This is a genomic window from Dyella sp. SG609 (assembly GCF_012275375.1).
Lineage (GTDB): Bacteria > Pseudomonadota > Gammaproteobacteria > Xanthomonadales > Rhodanobacteraceae > Dyella_D > Dyella_D marensis.
This window is the reverse complement of record NZ_JAAZQJ010000001.1, coordinates 264,983-291,762: the sequence shown is the minus strand read 5'-3', so window position 1 is coordinate 291,762 and position 26,780 is coordinate 264,983. Positions and strand designations below refer to the sequence as shown.

Below are 26,780 nucleotides of genomic sequence, written 5' to 3'. Positions count from 1 at the left end.
TCAGGCCGCCGGTTTCTTTTCCAGCAGCTTCTCCAGCACCTTGCCCGCCGCGGCAAAGGCGAAGGTGCCGGTGACGTGGGTGGCCGCGCCCAGGCCGCCGCCGCAGGCCAGGTTCAAGGCATCGCCGCCCGGCGGGCGCGTGCCGCAGACCGTGCCGTCCGCCTGCGGGTACTGCACGTTCTGCAGCGAGTACACCGCCGACACGCCGAAGTAGCGGTCGGGATTGCGCGGAAAGCCGAAGTCCTGGCGGAGCTTCTTGCGGATCAGGCTGAACATGGCGTCGTGCTCGGTGCGCGAGAGGTCGCGCACGCGGATCATGGTCGGGTCGGTGCGCCCGCCGGCCGAACCCACGCTCACCACCGGCAGCTTGCGGCGGCGGCACCAGGCGATGGCTTCGAGCTTGACGCGGAAGGCGTCGCAGGCGTCGAGCACCACGTCGTAGCCGCGGTCCAGCAGTTCGTCGAGGGTGGACGGGGTGAGGAAGCGTTCGATGGCATCGATCCGGATGGCCGGGTTGATCGCCTTGGCGCGCGCCGCGACCACCTCGACTTTCGGCTTGCCGTACTCGCCATCCAGCGCATGCAGCTGGCGGTTGGTATTGGAGACGCAGACCTCGTCCGCATCGATCAGGGTCAGCCGCCCCACCCCGCTGCGCGCCAGCGCCTCGGCCGCCCAGGAGCCGACGCCGCCGATGCCGATCACGCAGACGTGCGCCTGCCGCAGGCGCTCCACGCTGCCCACGCCGTACAGGCGCTCCACGCCCTGGAAGCGTTCGGCGGGAAAGGCCACGTCGTTCATGCGCGCGCTCCGCGGCGGGTCGAAGGAATCATGTACATGGGGTGGATCGTTCGGTGCGTAAAGCCCGCCATTTTAGCGGGAGCGGGCGGCGGGCGCCGCGAGGCCGCGTGCTAACCTCGCGGGCGGTCCGTTTCATAGCAGGAATCAGGCAAAGCATGCGCGCAGCACTTCTGATCGTCCTCGGCCTGGCCATCGGCATCGTCGGCACCGTCTTCGCCATGAACGCGCTCAAGCAGCGCAATCCTTTCCCGCATGCGGTGATGGACGTGATGGCGCACCACTCCGGCGCGCTGCGCAACGCGGTCAAGGGCCAGCGCTGCGAAGCGGCCGCGAATGCCGTGCATCTGCAGCGGCTGCTGTCGACCTCGTCGGACATCGTCCCCGCCTTCCCCGGCATGGACCAGGGCTTTATCGACGAGGCCAACCAGCTGCATACCCAGCTGCAGGCCGCGGTGCAGGCCGCCCCGGCCGATTGCGCGGCGCTCGCGGCGGCGCTCAAGCCGGTGGGGGAGACGTGCCAGTCGTGCCACCAGAAATACCGCTGAAAACCAGCGTAAGTTGGGGTGAGCCGCAGGCGAACCCCAACGATGCGGCAACGTTGGGGTTCGCCTGCGGCTCACCCCAACCTACAATTTCACTCGTCCGCGCAGCACGTCCCAATACATCACCCAGTCGCCCATCAGGCTGTACAGCGGGTGGCGGAAGGTGGCCGGGCGGTTTTTCTCGAACACGAAGTGGCCGACCCAGGCAAAGCCGTAACCGGCAACGGGCACCAGCCACAGCCAGGCGAGGTGTCCGGTGATCACGGCGAACGCGACCACCGCCAGCACCAGGGTGCTGCCGGCGAAATGCATGCGCCGGCAATTCACGTCGCTGTGTTCGCCCAGATAGAACGGATAGAACTCGCGGAAGCTGGCATAAGCGGACATGCGGATTCCCTCTGGCATCGCTGCAGCCTAGCGCCGCGCCCCCGCGGGCGCATGCGCGGACGCAGCATCAACGCACCGGCAGCGGAATGAATTCTTCCTCGTCGCCGGCCACCTTGCCGTAGCGCTGCTCCTGCCATTCCAGCTTGGCCTGCTCGATGCGCTCCTTGCGGCTGGACACGAAGTTCCACCACAGATGCCGCTCGCCATCCAGCGGCGCGCCGCCGAACAGCATCACGCGGCTGCGCGTGGCGGCCTTCAGCGGGGCGGCGGTGTCTCCCGTCTGCACCGCCGTGTGTGCGGCGGGTACGTTCAAGCCGCCCCAGCTGACTTCGCCGTCGATCACGCAGACGCCGCGTTCGACGTGCTCGTCCGGCCAGGGCAGCTCGGCGCCGGCTTCCAGCGTGGCCTCGACGAAGAACATCGGCGCGAACACCTTCACCGGTGAGCGTTCACCGTAAGCCGTGCCGGCGATCAGCACCAGCTCGGCGCCGGGCCGGCGGATGCGCGGCAGCGCATCGGCGCCGTGATGGTGGAACTCCGGCTCCACTTCCTCGTCATGCCGCGGCAGCGCCACCCACACCTGCACGCCGTGCATGCGCTGGCCGTCGCGGCGCTCGTCCGGCGGCGTGCGTTCGGAATGGGCGATGCCGCGGCCGGCGGTCATCCAGTTCACTTCGCCGGGGCGGATGTCGGCCAGGCTGCCGACGGTGTCGCGATGGCGGATGGCCCCTTCGAACAGCCAGGTCACGGTGGCCAGGCCGATATGCGGATGCGGCCGCACGTCCATGCCCTTGCCCGGCGCGAAGGCAGCCGGCCCGATCAGGTCGAAGAACACGAACGGCCCCACATGGCGGGCCTGCAGCACCGGCAAAAGCCGGCGCACGGTGAAGCCGTCGCCCAGGTCGTGCAGGCGGCCTTCGATCAGCAGCGGGTTCTGGTCCACGTCGTTTTTCCTGCTTACCAAGCCCGCCGATATTGCACCGGCGCGTCGATCGACGCACCCAGCTGCTGCGCCGCGCGGCGCGGGAAATACGGATCGCGCAGGCTTTCGCGGGCGATCAGCACGATGTCGGCGTCGTCCTGTTCGACGATGCGCGCGGCCTGCTCCGCTTCGGTGATCAGGCCTACCGCGCCGGTGGCGATGCCCGCCTCGCGGCGGATCCGCGCGGCGAACGGCACCTGGTAGCCGGGGCCGAGCGGAATCTTGACGTGCGGGACCAGGCCGCCGCTGGAGACGTCGACCAGGTCCACGCCCAGCGCCGGCAGCTCGCGCGCCAGGCGCACGCTCTGCTCGATGTCCCAGCCGCCTTCGTGCCAGTCGGTGGCGGAAATGCGCACCCACAGCGGCAGTTCCGCCGGCCACACCTCGCGTACCGCGGCGATGATCTCGCGCAGCAGGCGCGTGCGGTTTTCGAAGCTGCCGCCGTAGGCATCCTGGCGATGGTTGCTCAGCGGCGACAGGAACTGGTGCAGCAGATAGCCGTGCGCGGCATGCAGCTCGATCAGGCGGAAGCCGGCGGCGAGCGCGCGTTCGGCGGCGCGGCGGAAATCCTCGATCACCTGGCGCAAACCCGCGTCGTCCAGCGCCTGCGGGGTGTGCCAGTCGTGATCGAACGGGATCGCCGAGGGCGCCACCGTCGTCCAGGCTCCTTCGCGCAGCGCGCCGCCGCCTTCCCACGGGCGCTGCGCGCTGGCCTTGCGGCCGGCATGGGCCAGCTGGACGCCGGCGATGGCGCCCTGCATGTCGATAAAGCGGGTGACCGGGCGCCAGGCATCGCGCTGTGCGTCGTTCCACAGGCCGACGTCCTGCGGCGAGATGCGCCCTTCCGCGGACACCGCCGTGGCCTCGGCGATCACCAGCGCGGCGCCGCCGACGGCGCGGCTGCCCAGGTGCACCAGGTGCCAGTGGTCGGGCATGCCGTCGACGGCGGAGTACTGGCACATCGGCGCGACGGCGATGCGGTTGCGCAGCGTGAGGCTGCGCTGGACGAACGGAGTGAACAGTTTCATGGGCAGATGCCGGCAAAGAATCGAATCCGCCACATGCCGGCGAAAGCTCCCCGCTTCAAGAGGCGGCTTGCACCCGGTCGCGGCGCAGGACCGGCGCCAGGCCATCGGCGATGGCTGCGGCGACCGCGGCCGGCTGCTTCATCCAGGCGAAGTGGTCGGCGGGGACGCCCAGTTCGTCGGGATCCAGGACAGCGCGCATGGGCCGGGCCTGCGGCATCTTCGCCAGCAGCCAGTCCAGCGAGGCCTGGGGGCCGAGCCAGTCGTCGCGCAGGCGCAGGGCCAGGATCGGCAGCCGCACGCGCGCCATGGCGCTTTCCAGGTCGTCCGGCAGGCCGGCGGCGGCGTAGCGGCCGGTGCGGCCGCTGCGCGCCCAGTCGGCGATCACGCCGCGCGCCTCGTTGCCGCCGAAGCCCAGGCGCCGCCCGGGCAGATGGCCGACCAGGCCGGCCAGCACGGGCGCCAGCGCATAGGCCGCACCGATCAGCGCGCCACGGCGGAAACGCCGCCAGTACGGCGAGCCGCTGGCCACCAGCACCAGGGCCTCGAAGTCCTGCGGATGCAGGCCGGTATAGAGCGAGCCGAGTTGGCCGCCCAGGCTGTGCCCGCCGATGGCGCAGGGCAGGCCCGGGCAGCGTTCGCGCGCCGCGGCCAGGCCGGCGGGGAGATCGAGCTGCAGCAGTTCGCGATAGCCCCAGTCGCTGTGCCGCCCGGCGCGCCGGTTGCTGGAGCCGATGCCGCGCCATTCGTGCAAGGCCACCGCGATGCCGCGCGCGGCCAGCGCCTGCGCCAGCGGCAGGTAATGCCGCGCGGCCACGCCCATCGCCGGCAGCCAGTACAACAGGGCCGACGGCGCCTGCGCGGGAAGCGTCAGCAGCAGCTCGGAAGATGCGCCATCGCCGGCCGTGGCGGGCGCGATGGCGGTCGGTAGCTCGGCCGATGCTTCCTGCACAGCGCACTCCGTCAGCGGAAAAACGGCAGGCTAGCACGCGTTCCCGTGCAGGCGGCGCGCAAGAAAAAGGCCGGCTTGCGCCGGCCTTTTCCGTTCGGTTCGACCTGAAGATCAGGCCGGCATCACTTCCTCGGCCTGCAGGCCCTTCTGGCCGTTGACCACCTTGAAAGTCACCGTCTGACCTTCTTTCAGGCTCTTGAAGCCCGTGCCCTGGATCGCGCGGAAGTGGACGAAGACGTCCTCCTTGCCGTTTCCCCTGTTGATGAAGCCAAACCCCTTGGCATCGTTGAACCATTTCACCGTGCCGGTTTCACGGCCATTACCTTCCGACATGACTTACTCCAATCGATTCGATTTGAGACAAGTCAGCCTCCCCCTTACGGCCGACGACTTACTGGGCTGCAGGGAACCGGTGAAGCGATGCGAGGCAAGGGCCGGGACATCGGGCACGCGCGTGGCCAGCGAACACAGTGAAGCGAGCATAGCCGATTTTTTTTCAAGGATAAGTGATGCCGCCGGAGCCCATGAACAAAGAAAGCCGGGCATCGCTGCCCGGCTTTCGTTCTTTGCGGCGGTTTTTACCCCGACCTCTCAGGCAGGCGCCACGTCCTCGGCCTGCAGCCCCTTCTGGCCGGTGACCACCTTGAAGGTGACCTTCTGGCCTTCTTTGAGGCTCCTGAATCCGGAACCCGAAATCGCGCGGAAATGCACGAAGACATCGGGACCGTTTTCGCGGCTGATGAAGCCGAACCCCTTGGCGTCGTTGAACCACTTCACCGTGCCGGTTTCACGATTACCATCCGACATGACTCACTCCGATCGAATCGACACTGAGACAGGCCGGTCTCCCCCTTGCGACCGACGACTTACTGGGCATGCAGGGAATCGGTGGAGCGATGCGGGTGAAACCGTACATCGGGGCACGCGTGACCTGACAAACACAGTGGCCCGAGCATAGCGGATTTTTCGCACGGGTATGTGGGAAGACCCCATGCCGAAAGGCGTAAAAAAAGGCCGGGCATCGCTGCCCGGCCTTTTCAATCGATCAAGAATGCCTTGGATCAGGCCTTCTGCACTTCGTCGGCCTGCAGACCCTTCTGGCCCTGCACGACCTTGAAGCTGACCTTGTCACCCTCGGCCAGGCTCTTGAAGCCGTTGCCCTGGATGGCGCGGAAGTGGACGAAGACGTCCGGGCCGTTGTCACGGCTGATGAAGCCGAAGCCCTTGGCATCGTTGAACCACTTGACGGTACCGATCTGACGATCAGACATGTGAAACACTCCTAAAGGTTTTGATTGAGGCTCAGCCGTTCCTTCGGAACGGCCGACTTACTGAGCTGCTAAGGAAAACCCTAGGGGTGAGGCGATGAAGCGGATCGCTGATCAGCGGCATCGGGTCACAAAACAGGTGACCCCGGCAAACACAGTCCGCACATCATAGCTGTTTCAAAGGGCGGAAAGCGAATAACCAGGTGCAAGGGGAAAACTGAACAGAAATAATCACGGCAGCATTTCCGCCCGTTCTTCACCCAAAACGCCATTCGATTCAGCTTTTCTTTACGACGCTCAGTGTCTATTGCGACTGCCTTTTGGCAACCGGGCGTTGCTCAACTTTCCATATCGCGGCACGGCCCGCCCGGGGCCGACAGTCAAGGAGATGCTCATGACCAGACTTCCCTCGCGCCTCGCCCTGCTCGTGCTCGCCGGCGGACTTGTCCTGGCCGGATGCAACGACAAAACCACCCGACCCAGCTCCAGCGGGAGCTCCACCACAACCACCAGCAGCAGCCGCGGCACGGCGCCCGCCAGCACCACCCGCGCCCCCGCCAGCAAGCCGAAAACCGCGCCCAGCCAGGCCTTGCCGGACCAGACCGGCATCCCCGCCTGCGACAACTATCTGAACACCTATATCGCCTGCCACCAGGCCGCGGCGATCTATCCGGCGGACCAGATCGAGGGTCGCTACGAGGCGATGCGCGAAAGCCTGCTGCGCGATTCGCTGGACCCGGATATCCGCCCGCAGCTCGGCAACCGCTGCACCTCGCTGGCCAACCAGCTGCACCAGGCCCTGCACGGCAAGGCCTGCGCGCCGCAGCCGGTGGTGCCGGCCAGCGGCGGCTCGCACTGAGCCGTCAGTCCATGGCGCGCCAGTGCGCGCGCAACGCTGCCGCCACGCTCGCGGGGCGGCAGCGGCCGAGGCGGATCTTCGGGGTGCCGTGCCAGCGCGCGGTTGCCGCGATCGCCTCGGCCACGTCGGCGATCCAGGCCGGCGTCGGCGTTTCGCCCTCTTCCAGGTAAAGCGCCTTCACCTCAAATACACATTCGGCTCGATGCGCCTTGGCATCGAGCCGGCCCACCAATTGCCCGCGGCGCAGGATCGGCAGCACGTAATAGCCGTAGCGGCGCTTCGCCGCCGGCACGTAGCACTCGATGGTGTATTCGAATCCGAACATCGCCTGCGCCCGCGCGCGATCCCACACCAGCGGGTCGAACGGCGACAGCAGGGCCGTATAGGTCGCGCGCAGGCCACCGCGCAGTACCTGCGCCAGCTCGTCCGCATGGTCGGCGTGCACGTAGCCGGGCACCTTCCAGTCCGCCACCGCCACTTCGATCAGCTCGCCTGAAGCCACCAGGGGCGCCAGCTCGCTGTCGGTCACCGCCGGCTTGAGCCGGTGGTAGTCGGCGATCCAGCGCGCCTGGGTGATGCCGAGCGCGCGCACGGCGTCGAGGATGAAGCGGCGGCGCAGCGCGCCCTCCTCCATGCCCAGCGGCGCGTCGTCGAACGATGGCTGCAGCTGCGCGATCACGCGCTCGGCCAGATCGTAGACGCGCTGGAACCGCTCGCGCCGGCTCACCATCAGCTCGCCCAGCGCGAACCACGCTTCCAGCCAGCGCTTCTCGGGTTTCCACGACCACCAGCCGCTGGCCGCACCCGGTTGCTCGCGTTCGAAATCCGCCGCGCGCGCCGCGCCGTTGGCGCGGATGCGTTCGAGCAGGCCGTCCATGTCCGCGCGCTGTTCGCGATGCATGCGCTCGGCATGGCGGTATGCCCAATGCGTGCCGCGGCGCACGCCCCACGCGCGATGCCAGGCGTAGTCGGCGGCCGGCACGAAGCAGGCTTCGTGCGCCCAGCATTCGGCGAGCTTGCCTTGCGCAAGCGCTTCGTCCAGCCATGCCGGCTCGTAATCGCCCACGCGCGAATGCAGCACCAGATAAGGACTGCGCGCCACCACGTGGATGGTGTCGATCTGCAGCAGCCGCATGCGCGTGATCGCATCCAGCACGTCGGCGCGCCGTGCGCGGCGGCGCGGCGCGCGCAGCAGCCCCTGTGCGGCCAATTGCAGGCGCTGCGCCTGCGCCAGCGTGAGACGCGGCTTGCCCGGCGGAAGTGCAGACGGCGACGACGAAGTTTTCACACCGACCACATCGAATGGTTGTGCAGGCATTTATCCGGCCTTTGTTAGCGTTGTCCTCAGCGCGGGACGAGCCATGCCGGCCCGGCACTGCGGCCGCTTCCACGTCCTCGCGCCTTCCGTCCTCGAGCCAGTCATTCTGGCATGGAGCATCGACGATGAATCCCCGCAATCCCCTGCTTAGTTTTCTTGCCTCCGGCTCGCTGCTGTTCGCCGGCACCTTGATGGCGCAGAACCAGCCCGCGCAGCCGATGCCTCTGCCGCCTCCGCCGCCGCAGGCACAACCGCAACCGATGCCGCCGCCGCAACCGGCGCAACCGCAACCCATGCCGCAGCCGCAAGCGCAGCCGCAGCCGATGCCTCAGCCCATGCCGCAGGCGCAGAGCGCACCCGCAACGCAACCCGGCCAGGACAGCGCGCAGTTCAACAGTGCGCAAGGCCAGGTCACCGTCAATTCCAGCATGCCCGCGGTCAAGGACGCCGGTCCGCCGCCGGACTTCGCCGCGCTCGCCAACGGCAAGGCGTACGTCACCGAAGACGATGCCTCCGCCTATCCGCCGCTCGCCAACGACTTCCTGCATGCGTCCGGCGGCGCGCAGCATCTGAGCAAGGCCGCCTATGCGCGCTGGTTGAAGCAGCGCTGAGCTTCCGGCACCCTGACGCCGGCCGCGGTCCGCCGCGGCCGGCGTTTTCGTGTGCGGCACCCGCGTTCGGCCGCGCCTTCCCCTCAATGAATTCCTCACGCCCCGTTTCTGGTGGAGTACGCAATGACGCGAACGAACGTCACCCTGGCGCTGCTGCTGGCGGCCGGCCTGCTCGGCCCGCGCGCGCATGCGCAGAATCCCGACCCGATGGACATCCGCGCCTGCACCGCGATCGAGAGCGACGCGCAGCGGCTGGCCTGCTACGACCGCGCCACCGGCCGCGTGAACCTGCCCACCGCGCAGAAGCGCATGAACGAGAACGCCGCGGCGCCGGGCGTGTTCGCTTCCGACAAGAGCGCCACGCAGGGCAATCCGGAAGTCAGCCGCCCGATGTCCCTGCTCGATTCGCGCTGGGAGCTGTCGCCGGAGAGCAAGCTCGGCACCTTCAACGTGCGCGGCTACAAGCCGCTTTATCTGCTGCCGGTATTCGCCACCAGCAACCAGAACGCGCAGCCGCACAGCCCCAATCCGCTGAACACGGTCGGCACGCCGCAGCAGCTGCAGAATGTCGAAGCGAAATTCCAGCTCAGCCTGAAGACCAAGGTGTGGCAGGGCGTGTTCGGCGACGAAGGCGACCTGTGGGTGGGCTATACGCAGTCGTCCCGCTGGCAGGTCTACAACAACAAGATCTCGCGTCCGTTCCGCGAGACCAACTACGAACCCGAAGCGCTGCTGATCTTCAACACCAACTATCAGGTGGCAGGCTGGGACGGCCGCCTGCTCGGCATCGGCATCAACCACGAATCCAACGGCCGCTCCAATCCGCTGTCGCGCAGCTGGAACCGCGTGATGGGCAATATCGGCTTCGAGCGCGACGGCTGGACGGTGATGTTCCGCCCGTGGTGGCGCGTGCCGGAGCACGGCAAGGACGACAACAATCCGGACATCAGCGACTACATGGGCCGCGGCGACGTGCAGATCGTGCACGAATGGAACGGCCAGGAATTCGGCCTGATGCTGCGCCACTCGCTGCGCGGCGGCGACCGCAGCCACGGTGCGGCGCAGCTCAGCTGGGCCTTCCCGATCACCGGCAACCTGCGCGCCTATATGGAACTGTTCAAGGGCTACGGCGAGAGCATGATCGACTACAACCACAACGCCACCTACCTCGGCGTGGGCATCTCGCTGCTCGACTGGTACTGAGCGCCGCCGTTTTACCGGGCAGGCCCGGTGGTCAACGCCACCAGGCCTTTTTCGTGCCGGTAAGGATCTTCAGCGTCTGCCCGCGCGCCAGCGGCAGGCGGCTCAGCGGATGGAAGGCCACGTCGCGCCACCACGCCAGGCCATCGCGCTGCGACTGGAACAGCGGCGTCAGCCAGCGGCTGATGCGCTGATACACGGCCAGATGATGGCGGCGGCGGCGCGCGTAATCGGCCAGGGCCGCATCGGTCGTGGCCTGCGCGGCGAGCGCATCGGCCAGCGCTTGCGCATCCAGCAGCGCCATGTTCACGCCCTGCCCCAGCTGCGGGCTCATCGCGTGCGCCGCATCGCCGACGAAGACCACGCGGCCGTGCACCGGATGGCGCAGCACCACGTCGCGATAGCGTGCGCGATGCAAGTGCGCGGGCGTGTCGATGCCGTCCAGCAAATACAGCGCTTCGGGCCACAGCTCTTCCACGCGCTGCCGCAGCCGCGCCAGCGCCGCGTCGTCGAAGCCGTCCACCTGCTCGCCCGGCAGGCTGAAGTAGAAAGTGAGCCAGTCGCCCTCGCGGTCCACCCGCCGCCCCACCGGCAGCAGGCCGATCATTTCGCGCGTGCCGGCATAGCGCTGGCGCAGTTCGCCGCGGTGCGGCCAGTCGCCCGCGGGCAGCAGGCACCACATCGCCCCCCACGGATAGACCGACTCGCGCCGGCGCTGCGCTTGCGGCAGATGGCGCCGCAGGCGCGAGTGCGCGCCGTCGGCAACCACGATCAGATCGAACGGGCCGTGCATGCCGCCGGCGCTGTCGCGCAGGTGCATGCCGTCCTCGGCCACTGCATCGATGCATACGCCGGTATGGATGCGCGCGGCATCGCCATAGGCATCGCGCAGCAGGGTGAACAGCGAACCGCGGGTGAGGCCCAGGCCGAAGCAGGCCGGCGCGTGGTCGGCGTAGCGCATGTCCATCACGCGGCGGCCGCGGCGATTCTCGCCATGCAGGCGCTCGATGCGCTGCCCTTGCGCCAGTGCGCCTTCATGCAACCCCAGACGCGACAGCACACCCAGGCCCGTGGGCTGCAGCAGGAAACCGGCGCCGACGGGGCCGGGCGTGGCCGCCTGCTCGTACACGCTCAGCGCGTGTCCCTGGGCGGCGAGAAACAGCGCCGCGGCCTGGCCGGCGGCGCCGTAGCCGACGATGGCGATGCGCAGGGAGTCCTGCATGGCGACTCGATCCTTGAGCGGGCAAGCGGGCGCACGGCGCCCATAAAAAAAGCCGGCCCGGTCGAGACCGGGCCGGCGCGCATCACTGCTTAGTGCTCGTGGCCGCCTTCGCCGTGGACGTGGCCGTGGGCCAGTTCTTCCTCGGTGGCCGCGCGCACGTCGGTCACCTCGATGGCGAAATGCAGGGTCTTGCCGGCCAGCGGGTGGTTGCCGTCGATATGCACGACCTGGTCGTCCACTGCGGTCACGGTGACGTTGATCACGCCCTGCGGGCCGTGGCCCTGGAACTGCATGCCGGGCTGGATGTCCTCCACGCCCTGGAACGCTTCGCGCGGCACCGACTGGGTGAGCTCGGCGTGGTGCACGCCGTAGCCTTCTTCCGGCGCCACGTCGACCTTGAACTGGTCGCCGGCCTGGCGGCCGGTCATGGCCTTCTCCAGGCCCGGCACGATCTGGCCGACGCCGTGCAGATAGGTGAGCGGCTCGCGGCCTTCGGAACTGTCGAGCACCTGACCCTGGTCGTCGGTCAGCGTGTAATGGAAGGAAGCGACGGAGCTCTCGGCAATCTGCATGGTGATCTCGCAAAGGGGGAAAAGTGGAACCGGTCCAGGCCCATGCATGGATGGGGGCCGGCGAGGCAATGGCCGGGAAGACTACCAGCTTGGGCGTCAATGCGCTGTTTTCCACGGCGCCGCGCTCAGCGCTACGCTGCGTCGTCCCCCGCCATCCGCCGCCCATGTCGACCCTCCTCGAAGCCTGGCGCCACCGTCCCACCCATCGGCGGGTGTGGGCGCTGGCCGTACCGATGATCCTGTCCAACCTCACCGTGCCGCTGGTGGCCCTGGTCGACAGCACCGTGGCCGGGCATCTGCCGCAGACGCAGGATCTTGGCGCCGTGGCGGTGGGCAGCGCGATCTACGCCCTGCCGGTGTGGAGCTTGGGCTTCCTGCGCATGGGCACCACCGGCTTCGCCGCGCAGGCCGAGGGCGCGGGCGACCGCGCCGCGCTGCGCACGGTGCAGGTGCAGGCCCTGCTGCTGGCCGCGGTGCTGGGCGTGGCGGTGGGCCTGCTGATGCTGCCGCTGCTGCCGTGGCTGATCGGGCAGATGCACGCCACGCCGGCGCTGGCCGAACGCGGCCAGGGCTATGTGCAGCTGCGCCTGCTCGGCCTGCCGGCCGCCCTGCTCAATTACGCGCTGGCCGGCTGGTTCATCGGCGCGCAGCGGGCGGGCACCACGCTGGCCCTGCTGCTGGTGGCCAACCTGGTGAATATCGCGCTGAACCTGCTGTTCGTACTCGGCTTCGGCTGGGGCGTGCCCGGCATCGCGCTGGCTTCCGCCTGCGGCGAGTGGTGCGGCGCGCTGTACGGCCTGTGGCGCGCGCGCCGCGCCGTGCAAGGCTGGCCGGGCAGCGTGGACTGGCAGGCGCTGCGCGGCTGGGCGCACTGGCGGCCGCTGCTGATGGTCAACCGCGACATCTTCATCCGCACGCTGGCGCTGGAAGGCGTGTTCTTCAGCATCTCCCTGCTCGGCGCGCGCCTGGGCGACGCCACCGTGGCGGCCAATGCGCTGCTGCTCAACGGGCTGATGCTCACCGCCTTCGGCCTGGACGGGCTGGCCAATGCGGTGGAGGCGCTGTGTGGCCACGCCATCGGCGCGCGCGATGCGCAGGCGCTGCGGCGTGCGCTGGTGGTGGCCGGCGGCTGGTCGCTGCTGGGCAGCATCGGCTTTGCGCTGTTGTTCGCCGGCGGCGGCCCACTGTTCGTGGACCTGCAGACCAGCCTGCCGGAAGTGCGCGCGGTGGCCTATCACGCACTGCCGTGGCTGGCCGCGCTGCCGGTGGTAGCGGTGTGGAGCTATCTGCTGGACGGCCTGTTCATCGGCGCCACGCGCGGACGCGAAATGCGCGACGGCATGCTGCTGGCGGTGGCGCTGTTCGCCCTGCTCGCCTGGGCCGCGCGCGGCTGGGGCAACGACGGCCTGTGGCTGGCATTCCTGGCCTTCATGGCGGTGCGCGGCGCCGGGCTGGGCTGGATCGCCTGGCGGCTGCGCCGGCGCGATGCGTGGATCGCCCCGCTGCCGCATCTGCGCGAGGCTGCGTAATACTGCGCGCCATGAACCAACTGCTACGGATCAGCTCCCTGCTCGCCCTGTTCGCCGCGTTGTGCGGCGCCGCCCGTGCCGACGAAGCCTCGTCGCTGGCCTCGCGCATCGACGCGCAGATCGCGCAGCCGCGCTTCGCCGGCGCGCGCTGGGGCATCGCGGTGGTGTCGCTGGACAGCGGCCGCACGCTGTACGCGCACGACGGCGACCGGCTGTACCAGACCGCCTCCACCGCCAAGCTGTTCACCGCCGCGCTGGCGCTGAGCGAGATCGGCGCCGACTACCGCATCCCCACCCGCCTGCTGGCCGGCGAGCAGGTGCGCAACGGCGTGCTGGACGGCCCGCTGATCCTGTACGGCATGGGCGACCCCACCCTGGGCGCGGACCGCGCCACGGCGGATTGGGCGGAACACATGGCGCAACAGGTGGCGGCGCGCGGCATCCGCACCGTCAAAGGCGGACTGGTCGCGGACGACAGCTATTTCGCCAGTCCGTCGATGGGTTCGGGCTGGGAAGCATCGGACCTGCAAAGCTGGTTCGCCGTGCCCACGTCCGCGCTGAGCGTGCAGGAAAACCAGGTCGAAGTGACGGTCGCCCCCGGCGCGGAAGGCCGGCCGGCGATCGTGACGCTGGACCCCGCCGGCGCCGTGCCCGAGGTCGCCAACCGCATCGCCACCAGCGCGCGCGGCGTGCGCAACGACATCAATCTCTACCGCGCGCCGGGCGACCGCACGCTGTATGCGTTCGGCAGCATCGCCGCGCGCACGCCGCCGCAGCGCTTCAAGCTGGCCGCGTACGATCCGGCGCTGTTCGCCGGCGAGCAGTTGCGCAGCGCGCTGGCGCGGCATGGCGTGGCGCTGCAAGGCGGCGTGCGCGCGCTGCACTGGCCGCAGAGCGACGAAGAGCTGCGCGAGGACGCCAGGATCATCGCCGAAGTGCAATCGCCGCCGGTCGGCGAGATTCTCCAGCGCGGCCTCAAGCGCTCGCAGAACCTGTATCTGCAGAACCTGCTGCTGATCGCCGGCGTGCGCGCGCAGGCCGCGGCGATGCAAGGCCCCTCGCCGCCCACCGGCTTTCTCAGCACCGAGAACTGGGGCATGCGCGGCCTGCGCGAGCTGCTCGAACAGATGGGCCTGCCGCCGGGCAGCACGGTGATCGAGGAAGGCACCGGCCTGTCGCGCCGCGACCTCAGCACGCCGAACGCGATGGCGCGCCTGCTGTCCTTCCTCGCCGCGCAGTCGTATGCGCCGGTGCTGTTCGAAGGGCTGCCGCTGGCCGGCGTGGACGGCACCTTGCAGTGGCGCATGCGCGACACGCCGGCCAACAACAACCTGCGCGCCAAGACCGGCAGCATGTCGCTGGTGCATTGCCTGGCCGGCTATGTCACTACCGCCGGCGGCGAACGCCTGGCGTTCGCCATCATGCTCAACAACTACGACCCGCCGGCCGGCGCGCCCGGCGCCAGCCGCGACATCGATGCGATCGCCGAAATGCTGGCCGGGCTGCGCGCGGAAGCGCCGCTGCCACAGAAAGCCGTAGCGGCTCAGCCGACCAATTGAACCTTGACGTCCTTGGCGATCTTTTCCGGTGTGTCGGTGGGCGCGTAGCGCTTCACCACCTCGCCGTCGGGACCGACCAGGAACTTGGTGAAGTTCCACTTGATCGCCTCGCTGCCGAGGATGCCCTTGCCCTCGCTCTTCAGCCACTTGTAGAGCGGATGCGTGCCGGCGCCGTTGACCTCGATCTTGGCGAACATCGGGAAGGTGACGTCGTAGCTGAGGCTGCAGAAGTTCTTGATCTCGGCCTCGTCTCCGGGCTCCTGGTGGCCGAACTGGTCGCAGGGGAAGCCCAGCACCACCAGGTCCCGGTCGCGGCCGGCGCGCCACAGCTTTTCCAGGCCCTCGTACTGCGGGGTGAAGCCGCACTTGGAGGCGACGTTGACGATCAGCAGGGTCTTGCCGCGCCAGTCGGCGAGGGAACGCTCGTTGCCGTCGATGTCGCGCGCGCTGAAGTCGTAGACCGTGGTCATGGCAAAGCTCCGTCAAGGGTGGCGGCAGTCTACGCCAAAGCCCCGCGTGGCATAGAATGCCGCCTCCCGGTCACTGTCCAAGGCCCGTCGTGATCCGCTTTGCCGATGTCCACAAGTCCTACCGCGTCGACGGCAAGGACATCCCCGCCCTGCAGCCCTTCAGCCTGGACATCGCCGACGGCGAGGTGTTCGGCATCATCGGGCATTCGGGCGCGGGCAAGTCCACGCTGATCCGCCTGATCAACCTGCTGGAGCGCCCCAGCGGCGGCAGCATCCGCATCGGCGACACCGAGATGACCACCCTGGGCGATGCCGCGCTGCGCGCGCAGCGGCGGCGCATCGGCATGATCTTCCAGCATTTCAACCTGCTCGCCTCGCAGACGGTGGCCGACAACATCGCCTTCCCGCTGCGCCTGGCCGGCGAGCGCGACGCCGGCAGGATCGCCGCACGCGTGGACGAACTGCTGCGCCGCGTGGGCCTGGAAGCCCATGCGGCCAAATACCCGGCGCAACTTTCGGGCGGCCAGAAGCAGCGCGTCGGCATCGCCCGCGCACTGGCCAACCGGCCGTCCATCCTGCTGTGCGACGAAGCGACCAGCGCGCTCGATCCGCAGACCACCGCCTCGGTGCTGGAGCTGCTGGCCGAGATCAACCGCGAGCTGAAACTCACCATCGTGCTGATCACCCACGAGATGGACGTGGTGCGCCGCGTGTGCGACCGCGTGGCGGTGCTGGACGCCGGCCGCATCGTCGAGCACGGCGCGGTGGCGGACGTGTTCCTGCATCCGCAGCACCCCACTACGAAGCGTTTTGTCAACGAGGCGCTGCCGGAGGAAGCCGCCGGCGAACTGGCGCCGTACACGCACGTGCCGGGCCGCATCCTGCGCCTGTCGTTCCGCGGCGAGGCGACGTGGACGCCGGCGCTGGGCCGCGTGGCGCGCGACACCGGCGTGGATTTCAACATCCTGGCCGGCCGCATCGACCGCATCAAGGACCTGCCCTACGGCCAGCTCACCCTGGCGATGCAGGGCGACAACGTGGACCAGGCGCTGCTGGCATTGCGCGCCGCCGGTATCGAGATCGAGGAACTGACCCGATGAGCGCGCCCCTGCTGCAAAGCCTGTTTCCGAACATCGACGACTGGGCGGAGATCGGCCACGCCTGCATCGACACCTTGCTGATGCTGGGCGGCTCGCTCGCCCTCACCGTGCTGATCGGCCTGCCGCTGGGCGTGCTGCTGTACCTCACCGGCAAGGGCCAGCTGCGCGCGATGCCGGCGTTCTATGCGGCGCTGTCGCTGGTGGTGAATGTGCTGCGCTCGATCCCCTTCATCATCCTGATGATCGTGCTGATGCCGCTGACCTATGCCCTGGTCGGCACCAAGCTGGGCATCCGCGGCGCGATCCCGCCGCTGGTGATCGGCGCCGCGCCGTTCTTCGCGCGGCTGGTGGAAACGGCGCTGCGCGAAGTGCAGCGCGGCGTGATCGAGGCCAGCCAGGCGATGGGTGCCAGCACCTGGCAGATCGTGCTGCACGTGCTGCTGCCGGAAGCCCGCGGCGGCCTGATCGCCGGCACCACCGTCACCGCCATCGCCCTGGTCGGCTATACCGCGATGGGCGGCGCGATCGGCGCGGGCGGTCTGGGCGACCTGGCGTATCGCTACGGTTACCTGAGCTACAAGTCGGACTACATGTTCGTCACGGTGGTGCTTCTGATCGTGCTGGTGCAGCTGCTGCAGATGGTCGGCGACCGCGTGGTGGCGCGCTATACCCGGTCTTGAGCGGGGCTGGGGCTTGGGCGGGAATAGGGAATAGGGAATAGGAAGAGCGGAGTGCCGCAAGCTTGCAGCGTACTGCTCTTCCGATTCCCTATTCTCTATTCCCTATTCCCGCAAAGCCGGCATCGCCGCTTTGCAACCAGCCGTATGGACGGCTATTCTGGTGCATCGCATCAAGGATTCCGACGCCCATGAAGAAGCTGCTCCTCGCCCTCGCCGCCCTGCTCGCGCTGGCCGGGTGCTCGTCCTCCGGTTCCGGCGACGCTGCCGGCAGCGGCAGCCAGAAGCTGGTGGTCGCCGCCACCGCCGTGCCGCACGCGGAGATCCTCAAGCAGGTCAAGCCGCTGCTGGCCAAGGAAGGAGTGGAGCTGGAGATCAAGGTCTTCGCCGACTACGTGCAGCCCAATACCCAGGTGGCCGAGAAGGCGATCGACCTGAATTACTTCCAGACCAAGCCCTACCTGGACGAATTCAACCGCCAGCGCGGCACCCAGCTCACCATTGTCACCGGCGTGCACATCGAGCCGTTCGGCGCCTACTCGCGCAAGCTCGAGAACATTGCCGACCTGCCCGACGGCGCCACCGTCACCCTGCCCAACGACCCGAGCAACAACAGCCGCGCCCTGCTCCTGCTGGCGCACCACGGGATCATCACGCTGAAGGACCCGAACGACGAGCTGGCCACGCAGAAGGACATCACCGCCAATCCCAGGCACCTGAAGTTCCGCGAGCTGGAAGCGGCCATGCTGCCGCGCACGCTGGACGAAGTGGACCTGGCCCTGATCAATACCAACTACGCGCTGGCCGCCGGCCTCCATCCGACCAAGGACGCGCTGCTGATCGAAGGCAAGGATTCGCCCTACGTGAACTACCTGGTCGGCCGCCCCGACAACAAGGACGACCCGCGCGTGCAGAAGCTGGCCAAGGCGCTGACCAGCCCGGAGATCAAGGCCTTTATCGAGCAGAAGTACCAGGGTGCGGTGCTGCCGGCGTTTTGAGCGGCGTTACCTGCGAAAAAGCCGGGCCTGGCCCGGCTTTTTTTTGCTCGTCATTCCGGCGCAGGCCGGAATCCAGTGGCGACACGCCAAATGAAGTGAATGCGCTTAAAAGTGCCGCTCTTGAAGTTCATTGCGATAACCAAGCGGTATCGTCACTGGATTCCGGCCTGCGCCGGAATGACGAGCGTGTGGCGAACCGCAACCTGTCTCTCAGGCGGCTTCTTCAGCCGGCGCGGGTATCTCGAACACCTGCCGCAGATACGCCACATAGGCCTTGTCCTCGCACATGTTCTTGCCCGGCGAATCGCTGAGCTTGGCCACCGGCTGGCCGTTGCAGCGGATCATCTTGATCACGATGTTGAGCGGCGCCGGGCCCACGTCATTGGTGAGGTTGGTGCCCACGCCGAAGGCCAGCAGGCAGCGGCCGCGGAAGTGCTGGTACAGCTGCATCACCTTGGGGATGTCCAGGCCGTCGCTGAAGACCAGCACCTTGCTGCTGGGGTCGACGCGGTTGGCGCGGTAGTGCGCCAGTACGCGCTCGCCCCAGGCGAAGGGGTCGCCGGAGTCGTGGCGGGTGCCGTCGAACAGCTTGCAGAAGTACATGTCGAAATCGCGCAGGAAGGCGTTGAGGCCGTAGACGTCGGACAGTGCGATACCCAGGTCGCCGCGGTATTCCTTGGCCCAGGTTTCCAGCGCCGCCACCTGCGAATCGCGCAGGCGCGGTCCCAGCGCCTGGTGCGCCTGCAGGTATTCGTGCGCCAGCGTGCCCAGCGGGGTCAGGCCCAGCTTCCAGGCCAGCCACACATTGCTGGTGCCGGCCAGCTTCGGCCCCAGCCCGTCGCGCAGCGCTTCCACCACCTCGGCCTGCCACTCGCGCGAGAAGCGGCGGCGGGTGCCGTAGTCGGCGATGCGGCAGCCTTCGTAGCCGGGCGTGTCGCGCAGCAGGGCGATCTTGTCGCGCAGGCGCTGGCGGCCTTCGTCCAGGCCGAGCCCAGGATGCGTAGTGCGGAAGTACACCTCGTTGACGATGGCCAGCAGCGGCACCTCGAACAGGATGGTGTGCAGCCACGGCCCCACGATGCGGATCTCGATCTCGCCGTTGCCGCTGGCCGCCGGTTCGATGCTTACGTACTTGGCATTGAGCTGGAACAGCCCGAGGAAGTCGACGAAGTCGCTCTTGATGAAGCGCCAGGAGCGCAGGTAGTTCAGCTCTTCCTCGCTGAAGCGCAGGCTGCACAGCGCGTCGAGTTCGGCGCGTATTTCCTCGATGTACGGCACCAGGTCGATGCCCGGGTTGCGGCACTTGAAGCGGTATTCGACCTGGGCGGCCGGATAGTGGTGCAGCACCACCTGCATCATGGAGAACTTGTACAGGTCGGTGTCGAGCAGGGAGCGGATGATCATCGGGTATCCGGCGGGGAAGGAAGCGGCGCGAGCCGTCCGCGATTATCCCCGTGCGCCGCGCTGGAACGCGAGCCTGGGAACCTTTCCAAGGGCCGGAAAAATGAAAACCCCGGTAGCCAGGGGAGTAGCTACCGGGGTCTTGTCAGGCCGTCCTCAACAAAGAGGGGGAGAAACAGAGGCGGCCCCCGATGGCGCGGTCTTCTGCCCCATCTCATTTCGCCTCACGGCGATACGAGTGGTTAGTGCGGTCGGGCGGGACATAGTTCAAGAGCGGATTTAGATCGGTTCAGGTTTCCGCCAGCTTCGGAAAACCCGGGCAAAATCCGGGAACGGGTTTCGAGCTGCAGGCATCGGCCTCCGCGGCCGTGCCGGGTGGAAAGCGCATGCCACAATGCCGTGCTTTCCTTCCCGGGAACCCACCCATGCTTCTGCGCCGCCTGTGCCTGCTCGCACTCCTGATCGCCCTGCCCGCCGGCGCCGCCGAGCTCAAGATCGACCTGGGCCATGGTGTGCAGACGCTGGACAGCCGCCAGCTGGCCGCGCGCCCCGACACCCGCGGCATCGAGATCCCCCAGGACGTCGCCTACCACCGCGCCATGCGCTACCGCGCCGTGCCGCTGAAGGCGCTGCTGGCCGGGGCGGCGGCGGGCGACCACCTGCAGTTCGTCGCCAGCGATGGTTTCGCCGCTGAGGTGCCGGCGGCACTGATCCTGGACGGTCACGTCCTTGACGGTCACGGCGCCCAGGCCTGGCTCGCTGTTGAAGACCCGGGCCAGCCCTGGCCCGCCCTGCCCGGCAAGAGCCAGAGCGCCGGGCCGTTCTACGTGGTGTGGACGCAGCCGGAGGCCGGCGGCATCAATCCCGAGCAGTGGCCCTACCAGCTGGCGTCGATCCGCAAGCTGGATGCGGTGGCGGCACGCTTCCCGGCCATGGCGCCGGACCCGAAGCTGGCCGCCGCCAGCCCCGAGCGCCGCGGCTTCGAGGTGTTCCAGCGCATCTGCCTGGCCTGCCACACGCTCAACGGCCAGGGCGACGCCAGGCTGGGACCGGACCTCAACGTGCCCTACAACCCCACCGAATACCTGCGCGCCGACCTGCTGCGCGCCTACGTGCGCAATCCGCAGTCGCTGCGCCACTGGCCGCAGGCGAAGATGCCGGGCTTCGACGCCAAGGTGCTGAGCGACGCCGACCTGGACGCCCTGCTCGCCTACCTGCGCCACATGGCCGGGCGCAAGCACGGCCCCTGAGTCAGCGCGCGGGTTCCTGCTCCGCGTGCAAGGCGGTGGGCGCGGCCTCGCCCAGATAGACGTCCATATCCAGCAGCCCCTGCTCGCGCGCCACCAGCACCGGCACCAGCATCTGGCCGGTGACATTGGTCATGGTGCGCATCATGTCCAGCACGCGGTCGATCGCCACCAGATAGCCGATACCCTCCACCGGCAGACCGGCGGAACTGAGCACCAGGGTGACCATCACCGTGGCCGTGCCGGGTACGCCGGCGGTGCCGAACGAGCCGAGCACCGAGGCCAGCAGGATCACGAAGTACTGCGCGGGTTCCAGCGTCAGGCCGAAATACTGCGCCACGAAGATCGCGCTGATCGCCGGATAGATCGCGCCGCAGCCGTCCATCTTGATGCTGGCGCCCAGCGGCACCGCGAACGAGGCATAGGCCGGCGCCACGCCCAGGTTCTGCGTCACGCTGCGCAGCGCCACCGGCATCGAGGCAAAGCTCGAGGACGAAGTGAAAGCCACCTGCATCGCCGGCAGCACGCCGCGGAAGAAGCGGCGCGGACTGAGCCCGTGCGCCAGCAGCAGGCCGCCGTAGACCAGCACGATCTGCACCGCGCACGCGGCATACAAGGCCAGCACGAACTTGCCCAGCGGCAGCAGCTTCTCGAAGCCGTAGCCGGCCACCAGGGCGGCGATCAGGCCGAAGGTGCCGATCGGCGTCATCTCCAGCACGAAGCGGGTGACCTGGATCATGGCGTCGTTGGCCTCGCCGAACAGCTCGCGCAGGCGCGCGGACTTCTCGCCGATCTTCACCAGGGCCAGGCCGAGCAGGCCGGCGAAGAAGATCACCTGCAGGATCTTGCCCTCGGACAGCGCGCGGAACGGATTGGTCGGCACCACGTCGAGCAGCACCTTCACCGCCGAGGGCACTTCGCGCACCTTGTAGTCGGCCGCCATCGCCAGTTGTCCCACGCCCAGGCCCGGGTTGGTCAGATGCCCGACCAGCAGCCCCACGCCCACCGCCAGCGCGGCCGTCACCGCGAACCACAGGAAGGTGCGTCCGCCCAGCGCCGCCATGCGCTGCACGCCGTGCAGGCTCGATACGCTGTTGACCACGGCGAAGAACACCAGCGGCACCGCGATCATCTTGATCAAGGCCACATACACGTCGCCCAGCGGCTGGAACCACGCCACCGCGCCCGGTCCGCACGCCCAGCCGGCCAGCGCGCCCAGCACGAAACCCGCGAGCACGCGCTTCCAGAAACGGATACCGAGCCACCAGGACACCAGCTTCAAGGGCCTTCTCCACGCACGCGAAAGGCTCGACCATACACCGGTTATGGCCGTCTGGACGTCCATACGGCAACACAGCGTTTCGTTTCAGGAACGATCCAGGCTTATGGAGCCTGCCCGCCGGCCGTTGCCCCGGCAAGACGGCGCAGCTCGCCGTCACGCGCATCCCTGGGCAGTTTCGCCAGCCGGCGCACGTCGGCGTAGAACACCGGCCACTGCCCTTCGCCCTGGTGGAACAGCGCGGCAAAGGCCGGTTTCCACTGGTCGTACAGGCCGAACGGCAGCAGGCGCGCGTTGTTGATCGGGGCCGCCACCCAGGCGTCGTAGCGGTGGTCGTCGGGCCAGTTCGCCTCGCGCCACTGCCGATAGCGTTCGCGGAACGCGGCGATCTCCGCCTGCTTGGCCGCCTCCAGCGCCGCCTCGTCGCCGCCCCTGGCATAGGCCTGGCGCAGGCGGTTGCGCAGATCCAGCACCAGCCTGGTAAAACCGTCGTCTTCGGCCTGCTCGCGGCCCAGCAGCGGCGGCAGCTTGCGCGAGGCGCGCCATTCCTTCAGCCCTTGCTCCTGCACGAAGCTGGCGAAGGATTCGTTGAAGGCGCTGTCGTCCTGCACGTAGATCAGCTGGTGCGCCAGCTCGTGGAAGATGGTGCCGGCCAGCTCGTCGTCGTCCCAGCGCAGCATGCTGCTGAGGATAGGGTCGGCGAACCAGCCCAGGGTGGAATACGCGGACACGCCGCCGACGTAGACGTCGTCGCCCTCCGCCTTCATCCGCGCGGCCTCGCCCTTGGCCTTGGCCTCGTCGAAATAGCCGCGGTAGGCCACGCAGCCGGCGACCGGAAAGCAATGCCGCACGGCATCCACCGAATAGCGCGGGGTGGCGAATACGTTCCACACCACGTAGGGGCGGCCCAGTTCCACGTAGCGGGTATAGCTGCGGTTGTCGGGCAGGCCCAGCTGCTGCGAGGCGAAGCGGCGCGCCTGCCGGGCCAGCTCCAGGCGCCTGGCCAGGGCGGGGCTGGTCGCGGGGTCGGCGATCACCCGGTCGACCGGGCGCTGCTTCAACAGCAGCTGGCTCTGCCCGTGCGCCACGTGGGCGTAGTAGCGCAGGCCGCCGCAGGCGGATAGCAAAAGGCCCACCGCCACGAGGACGATGAGCCTGTTGAGTCGTTGCGGCAGAAGCTTACCCGGATAGCCCATCCGGCGATTGTGCCGGGCCGGCCCTCAGCGGGCCAGGGCGGACTCAGCGGCCGTGGCCGCTCCAGTGCCCGCCGCGGCCGCCGCTCCAATTGCCGCGATGTCCGCTCCAGTTGCCGCCGCGCCAGTTGCCGCCGCCGCGGTAATAGCGGCCGCCGCGGTCGTGCCAGCGCGAACCGCCGCCGTACCACACGCCGCTGATGCCCACCGTCACCGGCGGGGCGTAGCAGCAGCCGTAATAGCCGCCGCTGTAATAGGTGGGATAGGCCGGCGCGTAATAGCCGTCGTCGTAGACCACCGTGCGGCCGGAGCCGTAATAGGCGTCGCCCACATAGCTGGAGCTGCGGACGTAGCTGTAGCCCGGATCGTAGTAGCAACCCGACAGGGCCGCGGTGGCGGCGACCAGGGTCAGGCCGGCAAGCAGGCGTTTCATGGGGCACCTCGCGGAGGTTGATGGCGCCACGCTAGGCCCGGTGCGTTGAATGCGCACTGAGCGGAAACGCCCTCTTCCGGCGCCGGTTGAACCCCGGGCGGCGGCGTTCAGAAACGCGGGCGCGCCAGTTCGCTAAGGAAGTGTGAGACCAGGTCCGGCTTCATGACCAGGGTGAAGGCCACGCCATACGCCGCGCCCCACAGATGCGCGCTGTGGTTGACGTTGTCCTGGCCGTGGCGGTCCATCCAGATCGAATAAGCCACGTACAGCACCGCATAGACGATCGCCGGCATCGGCACGAAGAACACCCCGATGCGCGCCCACGGCGCCACCAGGATGAAGGCGAACAGCACCGCCGACACCGCGCCCGACGCACCCAGGCTGCGGTACCGCTCGTTATGCCGGTTGGCGATATAGGTCGGCAGGATCGAGACCACCAGCGCGCCGAGGTAGAACAGCAGGAAGCCGGTCTTGCCCAGGTAGGCCGTGTACTTCGGCTCCATCGCGCGGCCGAAGAAGAACAGCGTGATCATGTTGAACAGCAGGTGGTAGAAGTCGGCATGGATGAAGCCGTAGGTCACCAGCCGGTGGTATTCCTTCTTCTTCTCGATCGCCGGCGGCCACAGGATCAGGTCCTGCATCAGGCGCGCGTTGTTGAACGCGATGAAGGACACGATGCAGTTGACGGCGATGAGCAGCAGGGTGATCAGCATGTACGGTTTCCGTGCGCGGGTACGGCAAAGCGCGCATCTTGGCGGGCCGGCCGGAGCTTGTCGACCTCGCCCTGGCGTGCCCGCGCGACGTATCATGCGCGGCTAAGTGCTTCTTCCCCGCCACACGCTTCCCCTCATGCCCCCCATCCGCTATCTGCATCTGGACGTCTTTGCCGCTGCCCACGGCGGCGGCAACCACCTCGGCGTCGTCACCGACGCCACCGGCTGGAGCGACGCGCAGATGCAGCGCTTCGCCCGCTGGACCGACCTGGTCGAGACCACCTTCCTGCTGCCGCCGTCCAGTCCCGAGGCCAGCTACCGCGTGCGCATCTTCACCCCGCACAAGGAAATCCCCTTCGCCGGCCATCCCAGCATCGGCAGCGCGCATGCGGTGCTCGAATGCGGCCTGGCCGCGCCGCGCGACGGCGTGCTGTGGCAGGAATGCGGCGCCGGCGTGCTGCCGATCCGCATCGAAGGCACGGGCGACAGCCGACAGTTGCTCTTGCAATCACCGCAGGCCACGGTCGAGAAGACCGGCGCCGGCGCCCATCCGCTGCTCGCCGCGGCGCTGTCCGGGATCGGGCTGGGCACGCTGCCGCCGGCCTACGTCGCCGGCGGCCGCCACTGGTGGCTGGCCGAATGCGCCGACGAGGCCAGCCTGCGCGCCTGGCAGCCGGACCATGCGGCCATCGGCGCGCTGGCCCGCGCCACCGACAGCCTGGGCCTGTGCGCGTTCGCGCGTGCCGCGCATCCGGACTACCAGCTGGTGGTGCGCGCCTTCCCCGCCGGCGTGGGCATCGTCGAGGACCCTGCCTCCGGCGCCGCCAACGGCCTGATCGCCGCCTATATCGCCCACGCCGAGCCGCAGGGCACGCTGGCCGCCGGCTATACGGTGAGCCAGGGCCGCGAGATCGGCCACGACGCCAGCCTGCGCGTGCGCATCATCGACGGCACGGTCTGGATCGGCGGCCGCACCAACACCGTGGTCGACGGCACGCTGCACTGGAACGGCCAGCCGTGAAGCTGCCCGCCGCCAACGCGGATGCGCAGATCTGGGTCGATGCCGACGCCTGCCCGGTGGCGATCAAGGAGATCCTGTTCCGCGCCGCCGAGCGCGAACAGGTGCACGTCACCCTGGTGGCCAACCAATTCCTGCGCACGCCGCCGTCGCGCTTCGTACGCGCCATCCAGGTACCCGGCGGCTTCGACGTGGCCGACGCGGAGATCGCCAACCGCGTGGCCGCCGGCGACCTGGTGGTGACACAGGATATTCCGCTGGCCGCGCAGGTGATCGCCAAGGGCGCGCTGGCGGTGCATCCGCGCGGCGAGCTGTTTACGCCCGACACCATCGCGCAGCGCTTGGGGCTGCGCGATTTCATGGAAGAACTGCGCGGCGCCGGCGTCGATACCGGCGGCCCGGCCGCCTTTCATCCGCGCGACAAGCAGGCCTTCGCCAACCAGCTCGACGTGTGGCTGGCGCGGTTGCGCCAAGCCCGCAAAGCCGCGCCTTAGTCCTTCAAGCCCGCGCGGCGCGCGGCGACAGTCGACAGCGCCGACCAGTCCACGTCCTCGTCGCCCAGTGCCAGCGTTTCCAGCAGGCTGTCGCGCAGCACGCTGGCGAACGGCAGCGGCACGCGCGCGGCGTCACCGGCCGCAAGCGCCAGGTTGATGTCCTTGTAGCCCAGCGGCAGCGCGAAGCCGGCCGGCTTGAAGCGCTGTTCGGCGATCAGTTTCGCGTAGCCCTGGTACGGCGGCGAGGCGAACAGCGTGCTGGTCATCAGATGCAGGAAATCGCCGGCGCTCACGCCATGCGCGCGCGCCAAAGCCGAAGCCTCGGCCATGCTTTCGATCGCCGCGCCGAGCATGAAGTTGCCGGCGATCTTCACCACGTTGGCGCGCTCGGGTTCCTCGCCCATCGGCCAGATCGCGCTGCCCATCGCTTCCAGCAGCGGCCGCACGCGTTCGAGCACCGCGGGCTTGCCTGCCGTGACGATGTTGAGCTTGCCGGCGGCGGCCACGTCCGGCCGGCCGAACACCGGCGCGGCGAGATAATCGATCCCGCGCTGCGCATGCGCGGCGGCCAGTTCGCGCGCCAGCGCCACCGACACCGTGGCGTGGTTGACGTGCACGGCGCCCTTGTCCATCTCCTCGAGCAGGCCGCCTTCGAGCACCACCGCGCGCACCGCCTGGTCGTTCGACAGCATGCTGAACAGCGCATCGCCCTGCGCCGCGCGCTCCGGCGTGCTGGCCACCTTGGCGCCCAGCGAAGCGAGCGGTTCGGTGGCGGCCGGCGAACGATTCCACACGGTCACGCTGTGGCCGGCCTTGAGCAGGTTGCTGGCCATCGCGCTGCCCATCGCGCCCAGGCCGATAAAACCGACTTTCATGGAGAATTCCTCAGCAAGGGAAAACGGAACACAGGTCGGTCACCGTGCGCCACGCCAG

Annotated in this window: 30 protein-coding genes; 12 read left to right on the top strand and 18 right to left on the bottom strand. The window is 68.6% G+C overall.

The genetic code is table 11. The annotated features are described in order from the left end of the window. The gene (locus FHW85_RS01385) at positions 1-798 is read right to left on the bottom strand and encodes a tRNA threonylcarbamoyladenosine dehydratase (protein WP_168647080.1); all 798 of its coding nucleotides are present in this window, start codon (positions 796-798) and stop codon (positions 1-3) included. A 155-nt stretch (positions 799-953) separates the two neighbouring features. On the opposite strand from FHW85_RS01385, the gene FHW85_RS01380 reads away from it, so the two are divergent. Continuing rightward, a complete protein-coding gene (locus tag FHW85_RS01380; RefSeq protein WP_167254329.1) occupies positions 954-1,343 on the top strand; it encodes a cytochrome c in 390 nt (129 codons plus the stop codon). An 81-nt stretch (positions 1,344-1,424) separates the two neighbouring features. On the opposite strand, the gene FHW85_RS01375 is transcribed toward FHW85_RS01380, so the two are convergent. From FHW85_RS01375 to FHW85_RS01345, 7 genes are all read right to left on the bottom strand, one after another. After that, on the bottom strand, positions 1,425-1,727 hold the full coding sequence (locus FHW85_RS01375) for a DUF962 domain-containing protein (RefSeq protein ID WP_167254327.1): 303 nt from the start codon (positions 1,725-1,727) through the stop codon (positions 1,425-1,427). A gap of 67 nt (positions 1,728-1,794) precedes the next feature. Continuing rightward, a complete protein-coding gene (locus FHW85_RS01370) occupies positions 1,795-2,670 on the bottom strand; it encodes a pirin family protein (RefSeq protein WP_168647079.1) in 876 nt (291 codons plus the stop codon). Between the two features lie 14 nt (positions 2,671-2,684). Continuing rightward, entirely contained in the window at positions 2,685-3,737 is a 1,053-nt protein-coding gene (locus tag FHW85_RS01365; RefSeq protein WP_168647078.1) for an NADH:flavin oxidoreductase/NADH oxidase, read from the bottom strand. Between the two features lie 55 nt (positions 3,738-3,792). Beyond that, the gene (locus FHW85_RS01360) at positions 3,793-4,686 is read right to left on the bottom strand and encodes an alpha/beta fold hydrolase (RefSeq protein WP_343203654.1); all 894 of its coding nucleotides are present in this window, start codon (positions 4,684-4,686) and stop codon (positions 3,793-3,795) included. Between the two features lie 111 nt (positions 4,687-4,797). Then, positions 4,798-5,019: a cold-shock protein gene (locus FHW85_RS01355; protein ID WP_167254321.1), complete on the bottom strand. Its 222-nt coding sequence runs from the start codon at positions 5,017-5,019 to the stop codon at positions 4,798-4,800. A gap of 258 nt (positions 5,020-5,277) precedes the next feature. Continuing rightward, complete coding sequence (locus FHW85_RS01350) at positions 5,278-5,493, bottom strand: cold-shock protein (protein ID WP_167254319.1); 216 nt, start codon at positions 5,491-5,493, stop codon at positions 5,278-5,280. A 254-nt stretch (positions 5,494-5,747) separates the two neighbouring features. Further along, positions 5,748-5,957 (bottom strand): cold-shock protein, encoded by a 210-nt coding sequence (locus tag FHW85_RS01345; protein ID WP_026636216.1) that lies wholly within the window; start codon positions 5,955-5,957, stop codon positions 5,748-5,750. A gap of 391 nt (positions 5,958-6,348) precedes the next feature. On the opposite strand from FHW85_RS01345, the gene FHW85_RS01340 reads away from it, so the two are divergent. Further along, positions 6,349-6,813, top strand: a complete 465-nt coding sequence (locus FHW85_RS01340) for a hypothetical protein (protein ID WP_167254317.1) — start codon at positions 6,349-6,351, stop codon at positions 6,811-6,813. A 4-nt stretch (positions 6,814-6,817) separates the two neighbouring features. Here the strand turns inward: FHW85_RS01340 and FHW85_RS01335 are convergent, their stop codons facing one another. Further along, a complete protein-coding gene (locus FHW85_RS01335; protein WP_168647077.1) occupies positions 6,818-8,131 on the bottom strand; it encodes a crosslink repair DNA glycosylase YcaQ family protein in 1,314 nt (437 codons plus the stop codon). Positions 8,132-8,256: 125 nt separating this feature from the next. On the opposite strand from FHW85_RS01335, the gene FHW85_RS01330 reads away from it, so the two are divergent. Both FHW85_RS01330 and FHW85_RS01325 read left to right on the top strand, forming a co-directional pair. Then, entirely contained in the window at positions 8,257-8,742 is a 486-nt protein-coding gene (locus tag FHW85_RS01330) for a hypothetical protein (protein ID WP_168646891.1), read from the top strand. A gap of 123 nt (positions 8,743-8,865) precedes the next feature. Further along, complete coding sequence (locus FHW85_RS01325) at positions 8,866-9,945, top strand: phospholipase A (RefSeq protein ID WP_168647076.1); 1,080 nt, start codon at positions 8,866-8,868, stop codon at positions 9,943-9,945. Between the two features lie 31 nt (positions 9,946-9,976). Here FHW85_RS01325 and FHW85_RS01320 read toward each other — a convergent pair whose 3' ends face one another. Then, entirely contained in the window at positions 9,977-11,164 is a 1,188-nt protein-coding gene (locus FHW85_RS01320; protein ID WP_168647075.1) for an NAD(P)/FAD-dependent oxidoreductase, read from the bottom strand. An 89-nt stretch (positions 11,165-11,253) separates the two neighbouring features. Further along, positions 11,254-11,736: a peptidylprolyl isomerase gene (locus FHW85_RS01315; protein WP_167254309.1), complete on the bottom strand. Its 483-nt coding sequence runs from the start codon at positions 11,734-11,736 to the stop codon at positions 11,254-11,256. Positions 11,737-11,900: 164 nt separating this feature from the next. Between FHW85_RS01315 and FHW85_RS01310 the strand changes: the two genes are divergently transcribed. Both FHW85_RS01310 and dacB read left to right on the top strand, forming a co-directional pair. Then, positions 11,901-13,265 carry an MATE family efflux transporter gene (locus FHW85_RS01310; protein ID WP_168647074.1) on the top strand — a complete coding sequence of 455 codons (1,365 nt, stop codon included), beginning with the start codon at positions 11,901-11,903 and terminating at the stop codon, positions 13,263-13,265. 11 nt (positions 13,266-13,276) lie between these two features. Beyond that, positions 13,277-14,824 carry a D-alanyl-D-alanine carboxypeptidase/D-alanyl-D-alanine-endopeptidase gene (dacB, locus tag FHW85_RS01305; RefSeq protein ID WP_168647073.1) on the top strand — a complete coding sequence of 516 codons (1,548 nt, stop codon included), beginning with the start codon at positions 13,277-13,279 and terminating at the stop codon, positions 14,822-14,824. On the opposite strand, the gene FHW85_RS01300 is transcribed toward dacB, so the two are convergent. After that, positions 14,809-15,294 carry a glutathione peroxidase gene (locus FHW85_RS01300; RefSeq protein ID WP_168647072.1) on the bottom strand — a complete coding sequence of 162 codons (486 nt, stop codon included), beginning with the start codon at positions 15,292-15,294 and terminating at the stop codon, positions 14,809-14,811. The two genes, dacB and FHW85_RS01300, sit on opposite strands and share 16 nt — an antisense overlap. 89 nt (positions 15,295-15,383) lie before the next feature. On the opposite strand from FHW85_RS01300, the gene FHW85_RS01295 reads away from it, so the two are divergent. The 3 genes from FHW85_RS01295 to FHW85_RS01285 all read left to right on the top strand — a co-directional run bounded on the left by FHW85_RS01295 (position 15,384) and on the right by FHW85_RS01285 (position 18,069). Then, positions 15,384-16,394, top strand: a complete 1,011-nt coding sequence (locus FHW85_RS01295) for a methionine ABC transporter ATP-binding protein (RefSeq protein ID WP_167254301.1) — start codon at positions 15,384-15,386, stop codon at positions 16,392-16,394. Further along, a complete protein-coding gene (locus tag FHW85_RS01290) occupies positions 16,391-17,074 on the top strand; it encodes a methionine ABC transporter permease (RefSeq protein WP_167254299.1) in 684 nt (227 codons plus the stop codon). Before FHW85_RS01295 ends, FHW85_RS01290 begins: the two co-directional genes overlap by 4 nt. Positions 17,075-17,262: 188 nt before the next feature. Beyond that, on the top strand, positions 17,263-18,069 hold the full coding sequence (locus FHW85_RS01285) for a MetQ/NlpA family ABC transporter substrate-binding protein (protein ID WP_168647071.1): 807 nt from the start codon (positions 17,263-17,265) through the stop codon (positions 18,067-18,069). 210 nt (positions 18,070-18,279) lie between these two features. Here the strand turns inward: FHW85_RS01285 and pncB are convergent, their stop codons facing one another. Continuing rightward, on the bottom strand, positions 18,280-19,473 hold the full coding sequence (gene pncB, locus FHW85_RS01280) for a nicotinate phosphoribosyltransferase (protein ID WP_167254295.1): 1,194 nt from the start codon (positions 19,471-19,473) through the stop codon (positions 18,280-18,282). Positions 19,474-19,895: 422 nt separating this feature from the next. Between pncB and FHW85_RS01275 the strand changes: the two genes are divergently transcribed. Beyond that, positions 19,896-20,720 (top strand): cytochrome c, encoded by an 825-nt coding sequence (locus tag FHW85_RS01275; RefSeq protein WP_168647070.1) that lies wholly within the window; start codon positions 19,896-19,898, stop codon positions 20,718-20,720. 1 nt (position 20,721) lies between these two features. On the opposite strand, the gene FHW85_RS01270 is transcribed toward FHW85_RS01275, so the two are convergent. The 4 genes from FHW85_RS01270 to FHW85_RS01255 all read right to left on the bottom strand — a co-directional run bounded on the left by FHW85_RS01270 (position 20,722) and on the right by FHW85_RS01255 (position 24,335). Continuing rightward, the gene (locus FHW85_RS01270) at positions 20,722-21,999 is read right to left on the bottom strand and encodes a dicarboxylate/amino acid:cation symporter (protein WP_167254291.1); all 1,278 of its coding nucleotides are present in this window, start codon (positions 21,997-21,999) and stop codon (positions 20,722-20,724) included. A 101-nt stretch (positions 22,000-22,100) separates the two neighbouring features. Next, on the bottom strand, positions 22,101-23,132 hold the full coding sequence (locus FHW85_RS01265) for an aminopeptidase (RefSeq protein ID WP_343203662.1): 1,032 nt from the start codon (positions 23,130-23,132) through the stop codon (positions 22,101-22,103). Positions 23,133-23,235: 103 nt separating this feature from the next. Next, complete coding sequence (locus FHW85_RS01260) at positions 23,236-23,622, bottom strand: hypothetical protein (RefSeq protein WP_167254287.1); 387 nt, start codon at positions 23,620-23,622, stop codon at positions 23,236-23,238. 107 nt (positions 23,623-23,729) lie between these two features. Continuing rightward, complete coding sequence (locus tag FHW85_RS01255) at positions 23,730-24,335, bottom strand: rhomboid family intramembrane serine protease (RefSeq protein ID WP_168647068.1); 606 nt, start codon at positions 24,333-24,335, stop codon at positions 23,730-23,732. 136 nt (positions 24,336-24,471) lie between these two features. On the opposite strand from FHW85_RS01255, the gene FHW85_RS01250 reads away from it, so the two are divergent. Then, complete coding sequence (locus tag FHW85_RS01250) at positions 24,472-25,356, top strand: PhzF family phenazine biosynthesis protein (RefSeq protein WP_168647067.1); 885 nt, start codon at positions 24,472-24,474, stop codon at positions 25,354-25,356. Next, positions 25,353-25,847, top strand: a complete 495-nt coding sequence (locus tag FHW85_RS01245; RefSeq protein WP_343203578.1) for a YaiI/YqxD family protein — start codon at positions 25,353-25,355, stop codon at positions 25,845-25,847. Before FHW85_RS01250 ends, FHW85_RS01245 begins: the two co-directional genes overlap by 4 nt. Here the strand turns inward: FHW85_RS01245 and FHW85_RS01240 are convergent. Then, a complete protein-coding gene (locus FHW85_RS01240; protein WP_168647066.1) occupies positions 25,844-26,722 on the bottom strand; it encodes an NAD(P)-dependent oxidoreductase in 879 nt (292 codons plus the stop codon). The genes FHW85_RS01245 and FHW85_RS01240 overlap by 4 nt on opposite strands. Positions 26,723-26,780: the final 58 nt, after the last annotated feature.

Excerpts from the sequence above, each read along its gene's own strand:
- FHW85_RS01385 (WP_168647080.1), bottom strand. The coding sequence starts at position 798 with ATGAACGACGTGGCCTTTCCCGCCGAACGCTTCCAGGGCGTGGAGCGC.
- FHW85_RS01380 (WP_167254329.1), top strand. The coding sequence starts at position 954 with ATGCGCGCAGCACTTCTGATCGTCCTCGGCCTGGCCATCGGCATCGTC.
- FHW85_RS01375 (WP_167254327.1), bottom strand. The coding sequence starts at position 1,727 with ATGTCCGCTTATGCCAGCTTCCGCGAGTTCTATCCGTTCTATCTGGGC.
- FHW85_RS01365 (WP_168647078.1), bottom strand. The coding sequence starts at position 3,737 with ATGAAACTGTTCACTCCGTTCGTCCAGCGCAGCCTCACGCTGCGCAAC.
- FHW85_RS01355 (WP_167254321.1), bottom strand. The coding sequence starts at position 5,019 with ATGTCGGAAGGTAATGGCCGTGAAACCGGCACGGTGAAATGGTTCAAC.
- FHW85_RS01350 (WP_167254319.1), bottom strand. The coding sequence starts at position 5,493 with ATGTCGGATGGTAATCGTGAAACCGGCACGGTGAAGTGGTTCAACGAC.
- FHW85_RS01345 (WP_026636216.1), bottom strand. The coding sequence starts at position 5,957 with ATGTCTGATCGTCAGATCGGTACCGTCAAGTGGTTCAACGATGCCAAG.
- FHW85_RS01340 (WP_167254317.1), top strand. The coding sequence starts at position 6,349 with ATGACCAGACTTCCCTCGCGCCTCGCCCTGCTCGTGCTCGCCGGCGGA.
- FHW85_RS01335 (WP_168647077.1), bottom strand. The coding sequence starts at position 8,131 with ATGCCTGCACAACCATTCGATGTGGTCGGTGTGAAAACTTCGTCGTCG.
- FHW85_RS01330 (WP_168646891.1), top strand. The coding sequence starts at position 8,257 with ATGAATCCCCGCAATCCCCTGCTTAGTTTTCTTGCCTCCGGCTCGCTG.
- FHW85_RS01325 (WP_168647076.1), top strand. The coding sequence starts at position 8,866 with ATGACGCGAACGAACGTCACCCTGGCGCTGCTGCTGGCGGCCGGCCTG.
- FHW85_RS01320 (WP_168647075.1), bottom strand. The coding sequence starts at position 11,164 with ATGCAGGACTCCCTGCGCATCGCCATCGTCGGCTACGGCGCCGCCGGC.
- FHW85_RS01315 (WP_167254309.1), bottom strand. The coding sequence starts at position 11,736 with ATGCAGATTGCCGAGAGCTCCGTCGCTTCCTTCCATTACACGCTGACC.
- FHW85_RS01310 (WP_168647074.1), top strand. The coding sequence starts at position 11,901 with ATGTCGACCCTCCTCGAAGCCTGGCGCCACCGTCCCACCCATCGGCGG.
- dacB (WP_168647073.1), top strand. The coding sequence starts at position 13,277 with ATGAACCAACTGCTACGGATCAGCTCCCTGCTCGCCCTGTTCGCCGCG.
- FHW85_RS01300 (WP_168647072.1), bottom strand. The coding sequence starts at position 15,294 with ATGACCACGGTCTACGACTTCAGCGCGCGCGACATCGACGGCAACGAG.
- FHW85_RS01290 (WP_167254299.1), top strand. The coding sequence starts at position 16,391 with ATGAGCGCGCCCCTGCTGCAAAGCCTGTTTCCGAACATCGACGACTGG.
- FHW85_RS01285 (WP_168647071.1), top strand. The coding sequence starts at position 17,263 with ATGAAGAAGCTGCTCCTCGCCCTCGCCGCCCTGCTCGCGCTGGCCGGG.
- pncB (WP_167254295.1), bottom strand. The coding sequence starts at position 19,473 with ATGATCATCCGCTCCCTGCTCGACACCGACCTGTACAAGTTCTCCATG.
- FHW85_RS01275 (WP_168647070.1), top strand. The coding sequence starts at position 19,896 with ATGCTTCTGCGCCGCCTGTGCCTGCTCGCACTCCTGATCGCCCTGCCC.
- FHW85_RS01260 (WP_167254287.1), bottom strand. The coding sequence starts at position 23,622 with ATGAAACGCCTGCTTGCCGGCCTGACCCTGGTCGCCGCCACCGCGGCC.
- FHW85_RS01255 (WP_168647068.1), bottom strand. The coding sequence starts at position 24,335 with ATGCTGATCACCCTGCTGCTCATCGCCGTCAACTGCATCGTGTCCTTC.
- FHW85_RS01250 (WP_168647067.1), top strand. The coding sequence starts at position 24,472 with ATGCCCCCCATCCGCTATCTGCATCTGGACGTCTTTGCCGCTGCCCAC.
- FHW85_RS01240 (WP_168647066.1), bottom strand. The coding sequence starts at position 26,722 with ATGAAAGTCGGTTTTATCGGCCTGGGCGCGATGGGCAGCGCGATGGCC.